Annotated in this window: 14 protein-coding genes; 8 read left to right on the plus strand and 6 right to left on the minus strand. The window is 67.6% G+C overall.

Annotation, left to right across the window (positions count from 1 at the left end; genetic code table 11):
* Positions 1-20 precede the first annotated feature (20 nt).
* Positions 21-380, plus strand: a complete 360-nt coding sequence (locus H0264_RS35140; RefSeq protein WP_181581509.1) for a hypothetical protein — start codon at positions 21-23, stop codon at positions 378-380.
* A 170-nt stretch (positions 381-550) separates the two neighbouring features.
* Here the strand turns inward: H0264_RS35140 and H0264_RS35145 are convergent, their stop codons facing one another.
* Complete coding sequence (locus tag H0264_RS35145; protein ID WP_181581510.1) at positions 551-1,960, minus strand: carotenoid oxygenase family protein; 1,410 nt, start codon at positions 1,958-1,960, stop codon at positions 551-553.
* Between the two features lie 91 nt (positions 1,961-2,051).
* On the opposite strand from H0264_RS35145, the gene H0264_RS35150 reads away from it, so the two are divergent.
* Positions 2,052-2,708, plus strand: coding sequence for a TetR/AcrR family transcriptional regulator (locus H0264_RS35150; RefSeq protein WP_181581511.1), 657 nt, complete (start codon positions 2,052-2,054; stop codon positions 2,706-2,708).
* Positions 2,709-2,742: 34 nt separating this feature from the next.
* A complete protein-coding gene (locus H0264_RS35155; RefSeq protein ID WP_181581512.1) occupies positions 2,743-3,093 on the plus strand; it encodes a hypothetical protein in 351 nt (116 codons plus the stop codon).
* A 26-nt stretch (positions 3,094-3,119) separates the two neighbouring features.
* On the opposite strand, the gene H0264_RS35160 is transcribed toward H0264_RS35155, so the two are convergent.
* On the minus strand, positions 3,120-3,662 hold the full coding sequence (locus H0264_RS35160) for a hypothetical protein (RefSeq protein ID WP_181581513.1): 543 nt from the start codon (positions 3,660-3,662) through the stop codon (positions 3,120-3,122).
* 145 nt (positions 3,663-3,807) lie between these two features.
* On the opposite strand from H0264_RS35160, the gene H0264_RS35165 reads away from it, so the two are divergent.
* The 3 genes from H0264_RS35165 to H0264_RS35175 all read left to right on the plus strand — a co-directional run bounded on the left by H0264_RS35165 (position 3,808) and on the right by H0264_RS35175 (position 7,456).
* A complete protein-coding gene (locus H0264_RS35165) occupies positions 3,808-4,785 on the plus strand; it encodes a GlxA family transcriptional regulator (protein WP_244976042.1) in 978 nt (325 codons plus the stop codon).
* Positions 4,786-4,898: 113 nt separating this feature from the next.
* Positions 4,899-6,017, plus strand: coding sequence for a terpene synthase family protein (locus H0264_RS35170; protein ID WP_181581515.1), 1,119 nt, complete (start codon positions 4,899-4,901; stop codon positions 6,015-6,017).
* Between the two features lie 113 nt (positions 6,018-6,130).
* On the plus strand, positions 6,131-7,456 hold the full coding sequence (locus tag H0264_RS35175) for a diguanylate cyclase domain-containing protein (protein WP_181581516.1): 1,326 nt from the start codon (positions 6,131-6,133) through the stop codon (positions 7,454-7,456).
* Between the two features lie 104 nt (positions 7,457-7,560).
* Here H0264_RS35175 and H0264_RS35180 read toward each other — a convergent pair whose 3' ends face one another.
* The gene (locus H0264_RS35180; protein ID WP_181581517.1) at positions 7,561-8,799 is read right to left on the minus strand and encodes a PucR family transcriptional regulator; all 1,239 of its coding nucleotides are present in this window, start codon (positions 8,797-8,799) and stop codon (positions 7,561-7,563) included.
* A gap of 259 nt (positions 8,800-9,058) precedes the next feature.
* Here H0264_RS35180 and H0264_RS35185 point away from each other — a divergent pair, with 259 nt between their 5' ends.
* Together H0264_RS35185 and H0264_RS35190 are read left to right on the plus strand one after the other, a co-directional pair.
* Positions 9,059-10,444, plus strand: a complete 1,386-nt coding sequence (locus H0264_RS35185; protein ID WP_181581518.1) for a cytochrome P450 — start codon at positions 9,059-9,061, stop codon at positions 10,442-10,444.
* Between the two features lie 35 nt (positions 10,445-10,479).
* Positions 10,480-11,964, plus strand: coding sequence for a wax ester/triacylglycerol synthase family O-acyltransferase (locus H0264_RS35190; RefSeq protein WP_181581519.1), 1,485 nt, complete (start codon positions 10,480-10,482; stop codon positions 11,962-11,964).
* A 104-nt stretch (positions 11,965-12,068) separates the two neighbouring features.
* Here H0264_RS35190 and H0264_RS35195 read toward each other — a convergent pair whose 3' ends face one another.
* Genes H0264_RS35195 through H0264_RS35205 form a run of 3 tightly spaced genes read right to left on the minus strand, consistent with a single transcriptional unit; the run spans position 12,069 to position 15,840 of the window.
* On the minus strand, positions 12,069-13,091 hold the full coding sequence (locus tag H0264_RS35195) for an NAD-dependent epimerase/dehydratase family protein (protein WP_181581520.1): 1,023 nt from the start codon (positions 13,089-13,091) through the stop codon (positions 12,069-12,071).
* Positions 13,088-14,938 (minus strand): fatty acid CoA ligase family protein, encoded by a 1,851-nt coding sequence (locus tag H0264_RS35200; protein WP_181581521.1) that lies wholly within the window; start codon positions 14,936-14,938, stop codon positions 13,088-13,090. Before H0264_RS35200 ends, H0264_RS35195 begins: the two co-directional genes overlap by 4 nt.
* Positions 14,935-15,840, minus strand: a complete 906-nt coding sequence (locus tag H0264_RS35205; protein ID WP_181581522.1) for a beta-ketoacyl-[acyl-carrier-protein] synthase family protein — start codon at positions 15,838-15,840, stop codon at positions 14,935-14,937. The genes H0264_RS35200 and H0264_RS35205 overlap by 4 nt, the downstream gene beginning before the upstream one ends.
* Between the last annotated feature and the right edge of the window lie 4 nt (positions 15,841-15,844).

Raw genomic sequence — 15,844 nt, forward strand, 5'->3', positions numbered from 1 at the left:
GGCTTCATGGCTGGTCACGCATGAGCGATTCGGTACACGATGCGGTCCGAACAGCGCACGAGCTGTTCGGACCGGTTGCCGAGGTCTCGGCAACCGAATTCCCCTCTGGTGCATTGGATCTTGTCATCCGTCGGTCAGGACGCATTGTGGTGATCCAAGGACTGAATGGTGTATGGGGCGTATCGGTCGACATCTCCCGCGGGGAGGAGTTCACCGGCCACCAGCAGGCGTTCAGCTCGCTCGATGAGGCTCTGCACGCGGCGAAGAACTCGATCGACAACCCCAAAGCCTCCGGTGCCGCCGACAGCGGCAGCGGATGGCTCACGAGCCGGCTCAACGAATCAACCGACTCTTCACCGAGCGCGGCAGAAACACCATAGACGTTGCCGGCGAACGCATGACAAAGGATTACGGTCGGCAGACCGCATGATGATCAGTATGGGCTTACCCTCCACTGACCAACTCGACTCGGCCGCTCTACGATTCGGGGCGAGGTGGGTCCGGTCGGCCGGCGGTCATGATCGCGAACCCACAGGGGTTGGTGGGGGCGCTAGCGCGCGTGTGTGAAGGTGCCGTGGAAGCCCCAGGGGATGTGGTGGTCGAGCCATGCTGTGGCGAGGGGGCCTGACTCGAGGTCGCGGGCGTCGAGTATGACCAGTTGGGAGCGGTTTTCGGGGAGGTTGTGGTTGAGGGTGAGGAGCCAGCCGTCGTCTTCGGGGGCGGTGCGGGTGCGGGGGACGAAGAGGGGTTCGCCGGTGGAGCTGGAGCCTAGGTCGCAGGTGGTGGTGCGGCCGGTGTGGTGGTCGATTTTGAGGATGGTGTTGAAGAGGCCGGCGGGGCCGCCTGCGCCGGCGAGGTAGGTGTAGCGGTGTTGGCGGGTGCCTCGGCGCCAGTCGTATTGGGGGAATTCGCCTGGGCTGTCGGAGAGTTGGCGTTCGATGATGGTGCCGCGGCGGGTGATGCGGTATTGCATGAGGCGGGAGTCGGGGAATTGGGGGGCTGCGGTGTCGCGGTTGACCATGCCGGTCATGGCGCGGAAGGGGTCCCATTCGGTGTCCAGGCGGACGAGTTCGATGACTACGTCGTCGCCGTCGTCGTAGGCGTTGGTGAGGTGGACGTGGAGCAGGGCCTCGTGGTCGATGATGCGGGGGCGGCCGCCGGATCGGGGGACGAGTAGGAAGCGGGTTCCCTTGGCGCGCTTGAATTCCAGGGAGTCGATGAACGAGTCGGTGGCCAGGGCGATCTTGGTGAGATTCGGGAGGATCGGGTCGAGGACGAAGACCAGGTACTGCGAAGTCAGGGCGAAGTCGTGGTTCCAGGGGAGGTCCCACATGGGGATGGTGGCGAGGCGGTGCAGGCGGCCGGTGCGGTCCACCCGGTAGGTGCGGATGCGCGGGGTGGGCAGGAGGTCGAGGCCGAAGTTGTACATGTCGCCGGTGACGGGATCCCATTTCGGGTGGGCGGAGAAGGCGCCGAGGAAGCCGAGTCGGCCGCCGAAGTCGGTGGGGCCCAAGGTTTCCAGCGAGTCGGGGTCGATGCGGTGTGGGTTGCCCATTTCCCAGAGGGCGAGCAGGCCGCCCGCATAGTTGACGATATTGGTGTTGGCCACATTGGCGGGGAGGCGGCCGATATTGGCGAGTGGCCCGCCGGGGATCTGGTCGCCGACGCCGCGGTAGCGGATGCGGTCGGAGTGCCGGCCGTGTTCGTAGTGGCGGGTGCGCACGTAGCGGTTGCGGAAGCGGACCGACGAGCCGTCCAGGGCGAATCTGGAGATCATGCCGTCACCATCGAAGATATTGTGCAGCAGGGTTTTTCCCACCTGATGCTTGCCGGGGCCGATGCGGTAGAGAGTACCCCTCAGGTCTTCGGGCAGGCGGCCGTCGATGCGGGTGATCGGGTAGTCGTGTTCGTCGAGCAGGGGTGCGGTGGCTGCGTGATAGGCGCCGAGGCTGATGGTCATCGCGGATTCTCCCTCGAATCGCTAATCTGATGACGACTGTCATCTGATGACGTATGTCTGCCAATTTAGGGAAGGGCCTAGAGTGTTGTCAATGCCCAGACCAGCGACCGCGCGCAGCTACGGCGGCGTCAGCGCCGAGGACCGCCGTGCCGAACGCCGCGCCCGGCTGCTCGCGGCTGCCCGCGAAACCTGGGGTGAGGCAGGGCTTTTCGCGGTCACCGTGCGCGGCGTCTGCAAACAGGCGGGTCTGACCGACCGCTACTTCTACGAGCACTTCGCCAATCGGGACGAGCTGCTGGCGGCCGTGGCCGACGCCCTGAGCGAGGAACTGCTCACGATCCTGGTGCAGGCCGGGGTCACCGCACCCGGCAGTGCCGAGGACAAGCTGCACGCGGCCCTGCGAGCATTCCTGGAAGCCGTCGCCGGTGATCCGCGCATTCACCGAATCATCTCCACCGAGACGGGCACGGTCCCGGCGCTGGCGCAACGCCGCCGCGAAGTGCTCACCACCATCGCCGATCTCGTGGTGCAGAACGCTCCCGAGGCGTTTCCGGGTGACCACGATCCGGACAGTCTGCGCCGCGCCGCGCTGTTCGTCACCGGCGGCGTCAATCAGCTCATCGACGGCTGGCTCGACGGCGCCATCGACCTGAGCGCGGACGAACTGGCCCTCGACTGCGCCCGCCTGTGCGTCAGCGTCCTCGAAAGGGCCACGCGGACTGGATCATTCGCCCGCGACCGGCGGTAATGCTCCGCGGCCGGTAGGTGGCTAGGCTGGTCCGATGCCCTTGGTCGAGGTGACTTACGCGCCGCACGTTCCCGACTCCACCCTGCGCACGCTCGGTGATGTGCTGCCGCATCTGGTTTCGCTGGCGGTGGAGTGCCCGGAGGAACCGTACGACGGCGATCTGCAGCCGGGTGATGTGGAGATTCGTTTTCGCCCGCTCGGCCCGTTCGATCGCAGCGGCATGGACGCGGTGATCGAGATTCGCTCCAAGTTCTTCGAGAGCCGCGCCGGCAATCGGCAGGAGCGGATCGATCTGTTGCACGAGCGGATCGAGGACGCGACCTCGCTGGAGAACTTCGGGATCTACCTGTCGATGCCGGTCGCGGCTTGGGCGCAGAGCGAATAGCCCTCTCCCCCAGTCGATTCGGGAGCTCAGCTGATCTCGACCACGATGATGGCGACAGCCAGCACGGTGTCGAGGACCATGCAGAACTCCGACATCGATCGCGCGACCACCCGGTCGGTGCGGAAATGGTGGATGTCCCAGGCGGTGTGTCCCAGCAGCCCGGCCGCCACCAGGTAGGCGCCGACCGTCTCGTCGATCAGCAGCGCGATCACGGCGACCGCTCCGAACGCGAGCATGGCGGCCCCCTGGAGGCCGATGTCGCGCCGCCGGGTCAGACCGTAGATCGCCAGTGGCACGGCCAGCGCCAGCAGTATCCAGGTCCCGTCGAATCCGATCGCCTTGGCCGCGCCGATGACGACGAACGTCACGAGGAAGACCGGCCAGGCGGTGTTCTGATTGCCCAGCGCGGCGCTGCCGAGATAGACGATGGCGGAGGCGGCGATGATCTGCGCGAGATCGACGCCGCTGGTCAGGTCGTAGGCGGTGGCCGCGGCCAGGATCAGCGCGGCGAGGGCGGGCCAGATGGCGGCCCGTCGGCCGGTGTGCGGGTGCGTCGGTGTGTCCTGCATGCCAATCACCGTCGCGCCGCACACGAACCCTGACCACACCGCCGTCCACTCATGGCGGAACCGCTGGGAATCGTGTCGGTTTCACCAGGATTCCCGGCACCGGCAGGGACCGACACGCGGATTGTCCGGTATTAGGCTGGTCGGCGTGGACGGACGACTTGTGGTCGTGGTCGGCTACCACGGGGTGGAGCTGCTCGACATCGCTTCGGTGACATCCACATTGGATATGGCCAATCGGATGGGCGCGACGCCGCCCTACCGCATGGTGCTGGCGACGCAGGGCGGCGCTGCGGTGGAGTGCGATTCGGGTTTGACGCTCACCGCCCAGCAGGCGCTCGAACAGATCAACGAGGTCATCGACACACTGATCGTCTCCGGCGGACTGGGCCATCTGGACGTCGCCGCCGACGAGCGCTTCGTCGGTCATGTGCGGCGGCTGGCCCGGCAGGCGCGCCGGGTGGCGTCGGTGTGCACGGGCGCGAGCGTGCTGGCGGCGAGCGGTCTGCTCGATGGCCGGCGCGCCACCACGCACTGGTTCTACGCGAAGCAGCTCGCCGCGGCCTATCCCAAGGTGCACGTCGATCCGGAGCCGATCTTCGTGCGGCACGGCCATGTCGCGACCTCGGGCGGTGTCACCAGCGCGCTCGATCTGACGCTGGCGTTCATCGAGGAGGACCACGGCGCGGAGCTGGCGCGCCGGATCTCCATGGGCCTGGTCACCTATCTGCGCCGGCCCGGCGATCAGGCGCAGGTGAGCGTGTTCGTGGGGAACCCGGAACCCGCGCACCGGCTGGTGCATCGGCTGGTGGAGCACATCCAGGCACATCTGGCCGGTGACCTGAGCATCGAGAAGCTGGGCGCGGCTGTGGGTTTGAGTCAACGGCATCTGACCCGCCTGTTCGTGGCCGAACTCGGCGACACGCCCGCCCGCTATGTGCGACGCGCCCGGGTGGAGGCGGCTGCGCGGCTGCTCACGTCGACGGGATTGCGATTGGACGAGATCGCCGTCCAGTGCGGGTTCGGTTCGGCCGAGACCCTCCGGCAGGCGTTCTCCGCGCAATTCGGTACCGCCCCTTCGGTTTATCGGACACGCAATCGATCCCGCGCAACACCGCCCGCATAACCGTTTGCCGCCGATAAACTGAATGCTGGTCCACATCAGGGTCTGAAACGCGGGGATCTATCATTCGCTGTGCCCCGGTAGCGGCTTCGAGACATGATGGGGAGATCCCGTTAATGGTCAGTGAACACACCTCCGCCGTGGAAGACGGCATCGAGCGGATGCGCGCCGAGTACCGCGCCCTGCTGCGTAGCGACCGGCGCTGGTCGCTCCGCGAGCTGTTCAGCGCGCCGGGCGCCGATATCGCGGAATACTGCCGGGCCTTCCGCCCGAATCGTTTCGGCGAGGCCGCGTGCGCGGCCGTGGAACAGTTCTGCCGTCGGCATTCGCTGTGGCTGGACGCCGGCGGCGCGCACTACAACAGCATGACGCCGTACTTACATCCGGGCGCGATCACCGTGGAGCGGATGACGGCGATCGGGATATACAACGCGATTCTGTTCTGGCTCAACGACACTGTCGGCCGCGAGAAATTCGGGCATTTAAGCCGAAGCGGTCAGCGTGCGGCGGGCGTGGCGGTGGAGCGCATGGTGCGACTACTGGAAACCCGTGCGGCGCCGGACGATCCGACCCCCCTCGAGGCGGCCTGCGGCGAATACCTGGCGATGATGACCGGCCTCGCGCAGCCGGAGTGGTTGGAGCGCTTCCTCACGCAGACCGTCGAGCATTTGCTGCCCGCCATTCAGGACCAGAACGCGCGGGCTCGCGGCTCGCTGCTGGATGTGGACGAATACATCGAACTACGCGCGCATGTCTCGGGCATGTATCCCGCGATCGCGCTGTGCGAGTTCGGCCAGGACAGCTATCTGGACTGGGCCGACATCGAGAGCGCCGGACTGGCGGACGAGCTGCGCCGACTACGCGTGCTCACCGTCGACATCGGCGCACTCATGAACGACGTCTTCTCCTTCGAGAAGGAGTGCATCACGGATCTGGCCGATTTCAACCTGATTCCACTGTGGCTGCTGAACCATCCCGGAACCGATCTGGTGCAGGCCATCGAGGGCGCGGCGGCGATCGTGCGGGACCGGCTGACCGAGTTCCGCACCCTGCACGAGCGGGTGCTCGCGGACTGCGATCGATTACGGGCAAATGCCCCGGAATCGGCGAAGACCATCGCCCTGCACGCCGCCGATCTGGCCGATTGTGTTCAGGCGACCTGGGTCTGGCAGATCACCACGCAGCGGTACAAGGGCGAGTCGATCTTCATCGAGAATTGCCTGGTCCGCGCATGATTGCGAAAGCCTTTCCGAGCGTCGCGATTTCAGTGTCGCCGCAGGTTGATACCATCGAGCAAGCCGTAAGCCGCACGGTCGGGGTGCCTCGGAGCAACGCTTGAGGGGGACTGGTGGACGAAGTCGAACAGTTCGGTCTCGCACGAAAATGGTGGCTTGCACTTACTGAAGCCTGCTTTCTGCCGCTACCGCCGGGTGCGGTACAGAGTTTGCTGACCGGTCTCGTCGCTGACCTACTGGCCGGTCTGCATAGTGAGCTCTTCGATCCGTCCGTCGGCGCGAGCACGGGCGCGGCCCTGGTCGACGCCCGGCTGACAGCCGATGCGGTGCTGCCGGTTTCGGCCGGCGTGCTGGCGGGGCTGGCCGCCTACACGAGCCACCCCGAGGCCACGCCGCGCCTGGCCATGCTGCTGGCCGCCTTCGGGCAGGGCTACGGCAGGGCCCTCGCCGATGCGCGGTGGGCGGGCCGAAAGTCCGTGGAGCAGGCCATGTCCGAGGCGCAGCGCGCGGCGGACGAACGCTTCCGGGTGGTGTTCGACAATGCGGCCGTGGCCATCGCGGTCGGCGATATGGACGGCTGCCTGGTGGATGCGAACCGCGGCCTGGCCGACATGATCGGCGTCCCCGTCGAGGCCCTGCGCGGCATCTCGGTCTACGACTTCGCGCACCCCGATGATCGCGACGGCATTCGCGCCGTGATCTACGACAAGCTGGTGCCGGCCGGTGCGGGCACGGTCAAACTCGAGCAGCGCATTCAGCGCGCCGACGGCTCGTACGGCTGGGCGTCGTTCGCCATCACCTTCGTGAAAGGCGCTGCCGGACATGCCGATTACCTGCTCGCGGTCGGTGAGGATGTCACCGAGCGGCATCGCATGGAGGACGAGCTGCACTGGCAGGCCCGCCACGATCCGCTGACCGGCCTGCCCAATCGGCGGCAGCTGGTCGAGCGGCTCGAGGGCGCCATCGGCTTGGCGGGCGACGACGATCAGGTCGGCCTGTGCTTCCTGGACCTGGACGGTTTCAAGAACGTCAACGACCACTACGGCCACGGCGCGGGTGACCGCCTGCTGACGGCCGTCGCCACCCAATTGCGCGCCAGCGTGCCCGAACACGGGGTGCTGGTCTCACGGATCGGCGGCGACGAATTCGTGGCGCTGATCCCACCACCGGCCGATCAAGACCGGGTGGCCGCGGTGGCGGATAGCCTGCTGTCCTCCCTGGAGGAGCCGATCACGGTCGGCCACAACAGGTTACGACTGTCCGCGAGCATCGGCGCGGTGGTCGCCCCGGTATCCGGAGCCGACGCCGAGGCCCTGCTCGACGCCGCCGACACCGCCCTGTTCCGCGCCAAGGCGGACGGCAAGGGCCGCTGGGTATTGCGCGCCCACAGCGCACGTCCGGGCGCACTGGCCATCTATTCGGACGAATCGAGCGCCTGAGCCGCGAATGTAGTACCGCACCGGATCGTGTGGATTCCGGCCAAAAGCGCGCCGGAATGACGGGGAGGACCTTCGACCAGGCGCTCAGCGGCAGCGTGGCCTGGTCAGGCCGACTCCGCATGCACGGCAGCGGGTTCTACCGCCGGGTAGAGGCGATGGACTGTCAGCGCTGCTGCCAGCAATCGCGAATCGTGCGGGTCGCTCGGGTCGAGGCCGGTGAGTTCGGCGACGCGGCGCAGGCGGTAGCTGTGGGTGTTGGGGTGCACGTGCAGCACCGCGGCGGCGGCCTTGCGGTCGGAGCCGTGGCGGATGTGGGCGTCGAGGGCCTCGAACAGGTGCGGGTGGCCGAGGATGGGGGCGATGCGTTCGGAGAGCCGGTCGCGGGCGGGGCCGGGGCGGGTGAGCTGGTATTCGAGCAGTAGATCGTCGAGGCGGTAGATGCCGGTCGGGCGGCCCAGCAGGCGGGCCAGTTCGGCCAGATCGGTGACATGGCGGGCCGCCTCGGGCAGATCGGCGCGGGCCACGCCGGAATACTCGGCCATGTGCACGTCCAGGCCGAACTGCTGGGCGAAGGTGTCGGCCAGATCGTCGTAGGCTCCGGATCCGCTGGGCAGCAACGCTATTCCGGCACTGCCGTCGAACACGTACAGCGGCGCGCTGCCCGTGCGGGCGGCCAGCGCGCGGTGCACCAGGCGGATGCGGCGGCGGGTGGCCAGATTGTCAGCGATGGGCACCAGCGGGCCGGTGCGGGCGTGGATGGCGAGGACGTCGTAGTGCTCCTCGAGGGTGACGTCGGCGCGGGCGGCGAGGTCCTCGGCGGGTGCGCCCCGCAGCAGGGCCGTGGCGAGGGTGCGGTGCGCCTCCCGCTCCACGGTGTAGACGGTTTCGCCCACGTCGGCGTGCACCTCGGCCATGGTGATGGTCAGGTGCATGAGCAGGTCCAGCGCGTAGGCCCCGAGGGTGATCAGCTCCTCGAGGTCTTCGGGCCGCGCCTCCCCCGCCATCTCCAGCCAGCCCCGCCGGGCGCCGACGAAGACCGTTGTCATCAACAGCCGCAACGGGATTCGATCCTCGGCATTGCGCTCCACCACCGGCACCACGAACTCGGCGACCTCCTCCGCGGTGAGCGGACGGCGTTCCTCGATGACCCGCAGGAAGTTGATGAAGCCGGAGACCATGTGCGGCAGCACCTCTTCGGCGAAGTGCTCATAGGGCAGATCGGCGGTGGCGGGCACCGTGCCGAGCCCGGCCTCGAACACGTTCTGCGCGATATCCCCCAGTCGCGCAAGCAATCTCGTGAGAATCGGTGAGTCCAGACCGGGCAGCGCTTCAGGGTGGGGCATACCCCGATTGTGAACAATACGACGGGCTCGCGCCAAAGATTGTGACGCGACCACAATGGTCGGCCGCTGAACCTTGGCACAGAAGACAAAACGAGATCGCGGTCACTGCACGCGAACTGCGGCTATGGAATTCCACGGGTGGTGACCCGGGCCATAGCCCTCGTCTCGCACGACAATTTCATCGCCTGTTCTTGTCGCCTAAAATAAAGGCTCGCAATGCAATTCGCCGAAACTCGAATTCGCGGATACGCTGCGCAAGGTGTCCGCCTCCGCACCTTTTTCCGGCACCGCCTTTTCCGACTCCGCACGACGGCTGTCCGTGGACGACCTGCCGGGGCCCGGCGGATGGCCGGTGCTCGGCAATCTGCCGCAGATGCCGCCCGCCGCCATGCATCGCCGATTCGACTCGTGGGCAGATGAATTCGGCCCCATCTATCGGCTGAACGTGGCCGGTAAACGCGTTGTGGTGGTGAGCGACCCCGATCTCAACAAGGAGATCCTGCGCAATCGCCCCGGCGGATTCCGGCGTCAGTCCTCGATCGAATCCATCATGGACGAGATGGGTTCCAACGGCCTGTTCTCCCTCGAGGGCGAGGCCTGGCGGCGACGCCGCAAACTCGCCATGCCGGCCTTCAACGCCTCCCATCTGCGCGGTTTCCATCCCACCCTGGAAGCCATTACCGAGCGGCTGCGCAAACGCTGGGAACGGCAGGCGCCGGACGATATTCGCGCCGAGCTGACCCGCTACACGGTCGATGTCACCGCGAAACTCACCTTCGACTACGACATCAACACCATCGAGCAGTCCGGTGATGTGATCCAGCGGCATCTGGAACTCATCTTCCCCACCCTCAACCGCCGCCTGGGCATTCCGATCCCCTACTGGCGCTATGTGAAGCTGCCGCAGGACCGGGCCCTCGACCGGGCGCTGGCCGCGCTGCGGGAGGACCTCACCGGCGTCATCGCGCGGGCACGCGCGAATCTGCCCGAGCGGCCGACGAATTTCATCGAAGCCTTGCTACTGGCGCAGGACAGGCAGGAATCCTTCACCGACGACGAGCTTTTCGCCGAGGCGCTCACCATTCTCATCGCCGGGCAGGACACCACCAGCAATGCCACCGCCTGGCTGCTGTACCACCTGGCGGGCAATCCCGCTGTGCAAGAGCGCATTCGCGCGGAGATCGCCGAGATTCCCTCCGTGCTGGACCGGCAGCCTTACCTGGAGGCGGTGGCGGCCGAATCCATGCGGCTGCAACCCACCACGCCGCTGCTGGCCATGGAAGCGGTGCAGGACACCGAGATCGGCGGGGTGCGGGTGCCCGCCGGCACCTGGGTCATCGTCAATGTGCAGCATGCGGGTGTGCAGGATCGGAACTTCAGTGACCCGCTGGCTTTCGATCCGGAACGCTGGCTGGGCGGCGGGCACGGCAATCACCGGCCGGACGCCTCCATCCCGTTCGGCTCGGGTCCGCGGTTCTGCCCCGGTCGCGGCCTGGCCATGCTGGAGATCAAGAGTGTGGCGAGCATGGTGTGCCGGACCTTCGACCTCGGCCTGCCCGCCGACGCCGAACCGCCCACGGACCAATTCCATTTCGCCGTCATCCCGATCGGCATGCGCCTGGATCTGCAGCGTCGCAGGGCCTGAAAACCACGGTGCCTCAACCCAGCTCGAGGAGCATCATGTCCATCAAGCGGTTGTCCGCGACCGACGGCATCTGGCTGTCGCTCGAATCACCCGATATGCCCATGCATGTCGCGTTCCTGCTGGAGTTCACCGCACCCGACGGTGACGCCGCCCGCTACGTGCGCCGCTGGCGGGCACAGTTCACCGCCCCGGTGCCGGTGCCGCAGCCGTGGAACCTCGCCCCGGTGCCGGGCCCGCTGGGCCGGCTGCTGGCGCTCGTGCGCGAGACCGACGAGATCGACCCGCTCCAGCACATCCACAGCCGCCGGCTGACCCGCGTCGGCGACCGGCAGGAACTGGTGGAGCTGGCCACGCGCATCCACCGCGAACAACTGAATCCCGCACGGCCGCAATGGGAAATCCACATCGTGGAGGGGCTCGCGGCGGACCGGTTCGCGGTGATCCTCAAAGTGCACCACAGCCTCTTCGACGGGGCCTCGCTCATGCGGCTGTTCACCGACACCTACTCGGAGGACCCGGAGGATCGAGATACGCCGGAGCTGTTCAGTATCGGAAGAGCGCAGTCGGCCGGAGAACCACACCCGGACGCTCCAGCACCCGCTGAGCAGCCATTGCCGAATCCCCTCACCTCGAAGCCGTACTCCGCGAACCCGCTGTTCTCGTCGAATCCGCTGCGTGCCTTGCTGATCGCATTGCGCGGCGTGCTCGAACTGGTCCGCGGCATCGGCAGTGCGGCACGGGATGCCCTGCGCCGCAGGCGCGGCCGGCGCGATCTCCCCCAGCGGGCGTACCAGCAGCCGCACTCGATCTTCGACGGACCCATCACCGGCGGCCGCGATCTGTCCCTGCGCCGCTACGATCTGGCCAGATTCAAGCAGCTGGCCAAGGCCGCCGACTGCACCATCAACGACATCGTGCTGTATCTGGTCGGCACCGCCCTGCGCGAATACCTCGGCGAGCACGCCGAATTGCCGCAGGAGTCCCTGACCGCCGGTGTGCCGATGGACCTGCGCGAGCAGGACGACGATCGGGTTGGCACCCGTGCGGGCATGATGTTCACGGCACTGGCCACCGATGTCGACGACCCGCTGGAACGCCTGGCCGCGGTACGCGCGTATATCGGTGCGGCCAAGGGACATATGGCCGACATGTCCCCGAATGCCGTGATCGGCTACGGCCTGGGCGTCACACTCCCGTGGATCCTCGGACTCAGCTGGGGATTCGACCGCACCCCCGCCTCCCACCCCATGGGCATCTCCAATGTCCCGGGCCCCCGCAACCCCCTGTACTGGAACGGCGCCCGCCTCGAAGCGCTCTATCCGATCTCCCTGCTCATGCACGGCAACCCGTTCAACGTCACCTGCGTCGGCTACAACGGCGCACTGCACTTCGGCGTGCTGGGGGCTTCCGATTCACTCCCGCCGATGGAATACCTGACACAGAGCCTGGACGCCGCACTCGACGAACTGACAGCACTGCTGCTACCGGCTGAGGAGCGGGTCATGCCGTCTGCCGGATAGGCCGCCGTCGCCGAGACCTGAAACAGCAACGCTCCCGGCCATTCCGGCCGGGAGCGTTACTTTGGTTTGCCCGGCAGTGGTGGTCGGCCGGGTGGAGATGGCGGTCAGCCGAGCAGGGCGGGCAGGCCGCCGATCGAGTTGACCCACTCGACGTAGCGATCCGTGCCTTCGCGCAGCGACACCGTTGGCGTGTAGCCGAAGTCCCGTTTCGCGGCAGACGTGTCGTAGGTGTTCGAGACCGTGAGCGCGGCAACTGTCCAGCTCGACAGCGGCGGGGCGATCCGCTCCTGCAGTCCGGGAATCTTCCACACGGTGTCGAAGACGCCGATCACCGCGTCCAGCAACGGTTTCGGAATGGTTCGGGTCGGCGGGGTGAGGTCGAAGGCGGTGGCCAGGTCCCGTGCGAAACCCCAGAGGTCCACGTCCTCGGCGTCGGCGAGGAAGTACGCCTTGCCCGCTACCGCGTCCGACCGGGAAGCCTGCACGCACGCCTGCGCCGCGTGCTCGCAGTAGGTGATCGAGACCATGACCGGCTTGCCGCCGGAGAGGTCGGGCAGCCGACCGGAGCGAATCTTGTTGAGCAGCAGTGTCATCCAGCCGCCCGAGCGCGGGCCCCAGATCATGCGCGGGCGCAGCGCGCAGGTGGTGAAGTCGCCGCTGTCGGCGGCCAGCACCTCGCGCTCGGCGACCGCCTTGGTTTCGACGTAGTAGCTCTTGGGGTTGCGGACGTACGGTTCCGACTCGTCCATGCCGAAGCGGTCGCGGTCGTATTCGGTGGCGACGCTGGGGCTGCTCACGAAGACGAACCGGCCCACGCCCGCACCGCGCGCGGCGTCCATGAGCCGGCGGGTGCCCAGCACATTGGCGTCCCAGAATTGGTCGCGGCTGCCGGTCTCCTCCACGCGGCCGGCGCTGTGGTGCACCACGTCCACGCCCTTGCAGGCGGCGGCGAGGGATTCGGCGTCGCCGAGATCGCCGTGCACCACCTCGATATCGGGCAGAGTGCTCAGATGGCCGAGATTGCTGGTGGGCCGGGCCAGGACGCGCACCTCGTCACCGGCCGCGAGGCAGTGGTCGACGATATGGCTGCCGAGGAAGCCGGTGGCTCCGGTGACGAGGACTTTCATCGCTGCTTGCTGACTTTCATCGGTGTTGGATTGCCGAGTTCGCTGTCGGCGCTGGGTTTGTCGGCACTGGGTTTGTCCGCACCAGCCTTGTCGTACCCGAGCCGCTGCGCCGCCCACACCGCGAGCTGCTCGCGGCCGATCTTGGCGTTGTGCCTGATGTCGACCGGAAAGCCACTGTGGTGCAGGAAGGTTCGGATGGGCGCGGTGAGTTCGCGGGTCGCCGCCAGCCGCCACAGTTCCCGCTCGACGCGCGGGGCCTCGGCCGGATCGACACCCTCGCGCAGTTCGTAGCACAGCACCGGCACCTCGGCGCCCGGTCGGCCGACGCCCACCAGCGCGGTACGGTGCACGTCCGGATGCGCGGTGAAGACCTGCTCACAGCGCACGGTGAACATATCCCCCGCCGCCGTGCGCACCCGCTGAGAGATTCGCCCGCAGAACCACAGTGCACCGCTCGCGTCCCGCCACGCCAGATCGCCGACGCGATGCCAGCGACGCACGGTGCCGTCGGGCAATCGCTCGTCGATCTTGGCGCGGGCATTCGCCGCCGGATTCCGGTGATAGGACTTGCTGACCTGCCCGCCGGTGGCGACGATCTCGCCCACCTCGCCGGGCGCGACCTCCAGATCATCACTCCAGTACGGGATTTCGTCATCGGTGATGCGGATGAGCCGGACCCGCGTGTCACTGTCGGTCTCCGGCAGCGCACGGCCGACGCAGGTGCCCGCGCCGTCGAGGGTGCGGGCGCGCATCTCGTCGAGTTCCGACCATTCCAGCGTGGTCAGCGGCAGCGCCTCGGTCGCGCCGTAGGTGGTGAACACCCGCGCCCGCGGTCCGAGCGCCGCACGCACGCCGCCGAGGGCGGACAGGTTCGCGGGCGCGCCCATGGAGATCACGGTGGTGAGATCGGGCAGCTGTACGCGCTGCTCCGCCGGCGTGGCACCGCGTGCCGGAGAAGCACTGTGCCGCAGGTGCTCTCCGAGCGGCCCGAGCAGGGCGGGTGAAGCGGTCAGGTCCGTGACCCGGAAGCGTTTCGCCACATCCACCAGCAGCGCCGGATCGGCCTGCGCCACCCGCACCGGGTCCACCGGCCCGAGAATGAGATGCGCGCCCTGCAGCAGGTCGAAGATCCCGAACAGCGGCACGGTCACCAGGGAGGTGAATCCGTCTGTGCGCCCGTGCAAGTCGGTGACCACGCGCAGCGAGGCGGCGAAGCCCGCGCGGGTGAACTCGACGCCCTTCGCCGGTCCGGTGCTGCCGGTGGTGAAAGCGATCATGAGCAGATCGTCGGGCCGATGCGTGATCCGGACCGGCGCGGCCGTCTTGCCGCGCTCGGCGAGCTCCTCGAGCGTGTGCCCGCCCCAGAACGAGCGGCCAGCCGTCACCTGCACCCGGATCTCGCGGAAGGTCCGCCTTGCCGCCAGCCGCACCGCATGCGCGCGCGGCACCCCGATGAATGCCTGCGCGCCCACACTCTGGAAGCAGTGCAGCATGCGCCGCACCCCCATGCCCGGGTCCACCACAACCGGCACCGCACCGACCCGGAACAGCGCGAAGATCACCGCGAACAGGTCCGGGTCCGGGCGGACCATGACAATCGTCTTGACGCCCTTGCCGATGCCGATCTCGACGAAGGAGCGCGCATAGGCGTCGATCCGCTCGCCCAGCTCCCGGAAGGTCAACTGCGCGAAGTCGAGCGCCTCGGCCGAAGGAGCGCGATCGGCATTGCGAACCGTCGGATAGGTCACTGCGGGCATGGCTGCGTACTTCTCGACCTGCCGCTGCAACAGGATGTCGAGATCCTCAGCGGCTGAGCTGGTTGCCCTGCCTTCGGACGCCGCCGTCACGCGTTCCCGGCCATCCGGTAGCCGGCGGCCGCCGCCATCGGGCCCGAACCCGCTGCGAGCAGGACCAATTCCGAGTCGGGTGCGATCTCGCCGCTCTCGCGCAGCTGATGGTAGGCGATCGCCAGTCCCGAGCTGCCCGCGTCGCGGTCACCGGTCATGGCCTGATAGCCGCGTGCGAAGCCGAACCGCTCTGCCAGATCGGCAGCCAACTCCGGAATCGGATTATTGGTGACGAGAACAGCTTTGGCGGAGTCCAGGCCGGTGCGGTCCAGATGCTCACGCAGGGTGTCGGCGGCGGTGGCGGCCAGCACGCTCTCGTAGTCCTCGGCGACATCGACCGTAATCGTCTGCTGCCCAGCGTTTCCCATGGACTTCAAGTCCAGGTATCCGCGCACCCCGGGATTCGTCCCGGCGACCCGGCCGCGCACCGGCGTGATGGTGATGGGACCGAAGCCCGCGTCGACGCCCTGACTCAGCAGCCAGGCCGCACCGACGGTGGCACACCGGAAGTCCTGCGGCGCAGCGTTATTCCCGCCCGGATGCGCATCGCTGCCGACGATCAGCACCCGTCCCGCGGTCCCATTGGCCAGCAGGGCGGTGGCCGCCTGTGCGGCATTGAGCACCCCGCAGGCCCCATTGCGCAGATCGAGCGAGAAGGTGGAGCGTCCCGACCCGGCCACGTAGTCCGGGTGCATGTCCAGCCCGAGCTGGATGAGCGCGGAGTTGGCCGGTTCCACCACATTGCCGTCGCGGTAGACGCCCACATTGATGAGCACGTCGATGTCGTCGGGCCCGATTCCGGCCCGCTCCAGGCACTCTCGTCCGGCGGCGACGGCGTGGTCGATCGAGCCGGTGCCTTCCGGGGCGGCGCTGATCGCGGACTGTTCGATTACTACGGACACGTTC

It is taken from the genome of Nocardia huaxiensis, from assembly GCF_013744875.1.
Lineage (GTDB): Bacteria > Actinomycetota > Actinomycetes > Mycobacteriales > Mycobacteriaceae > Nocardia > Nocardia huaxiensis.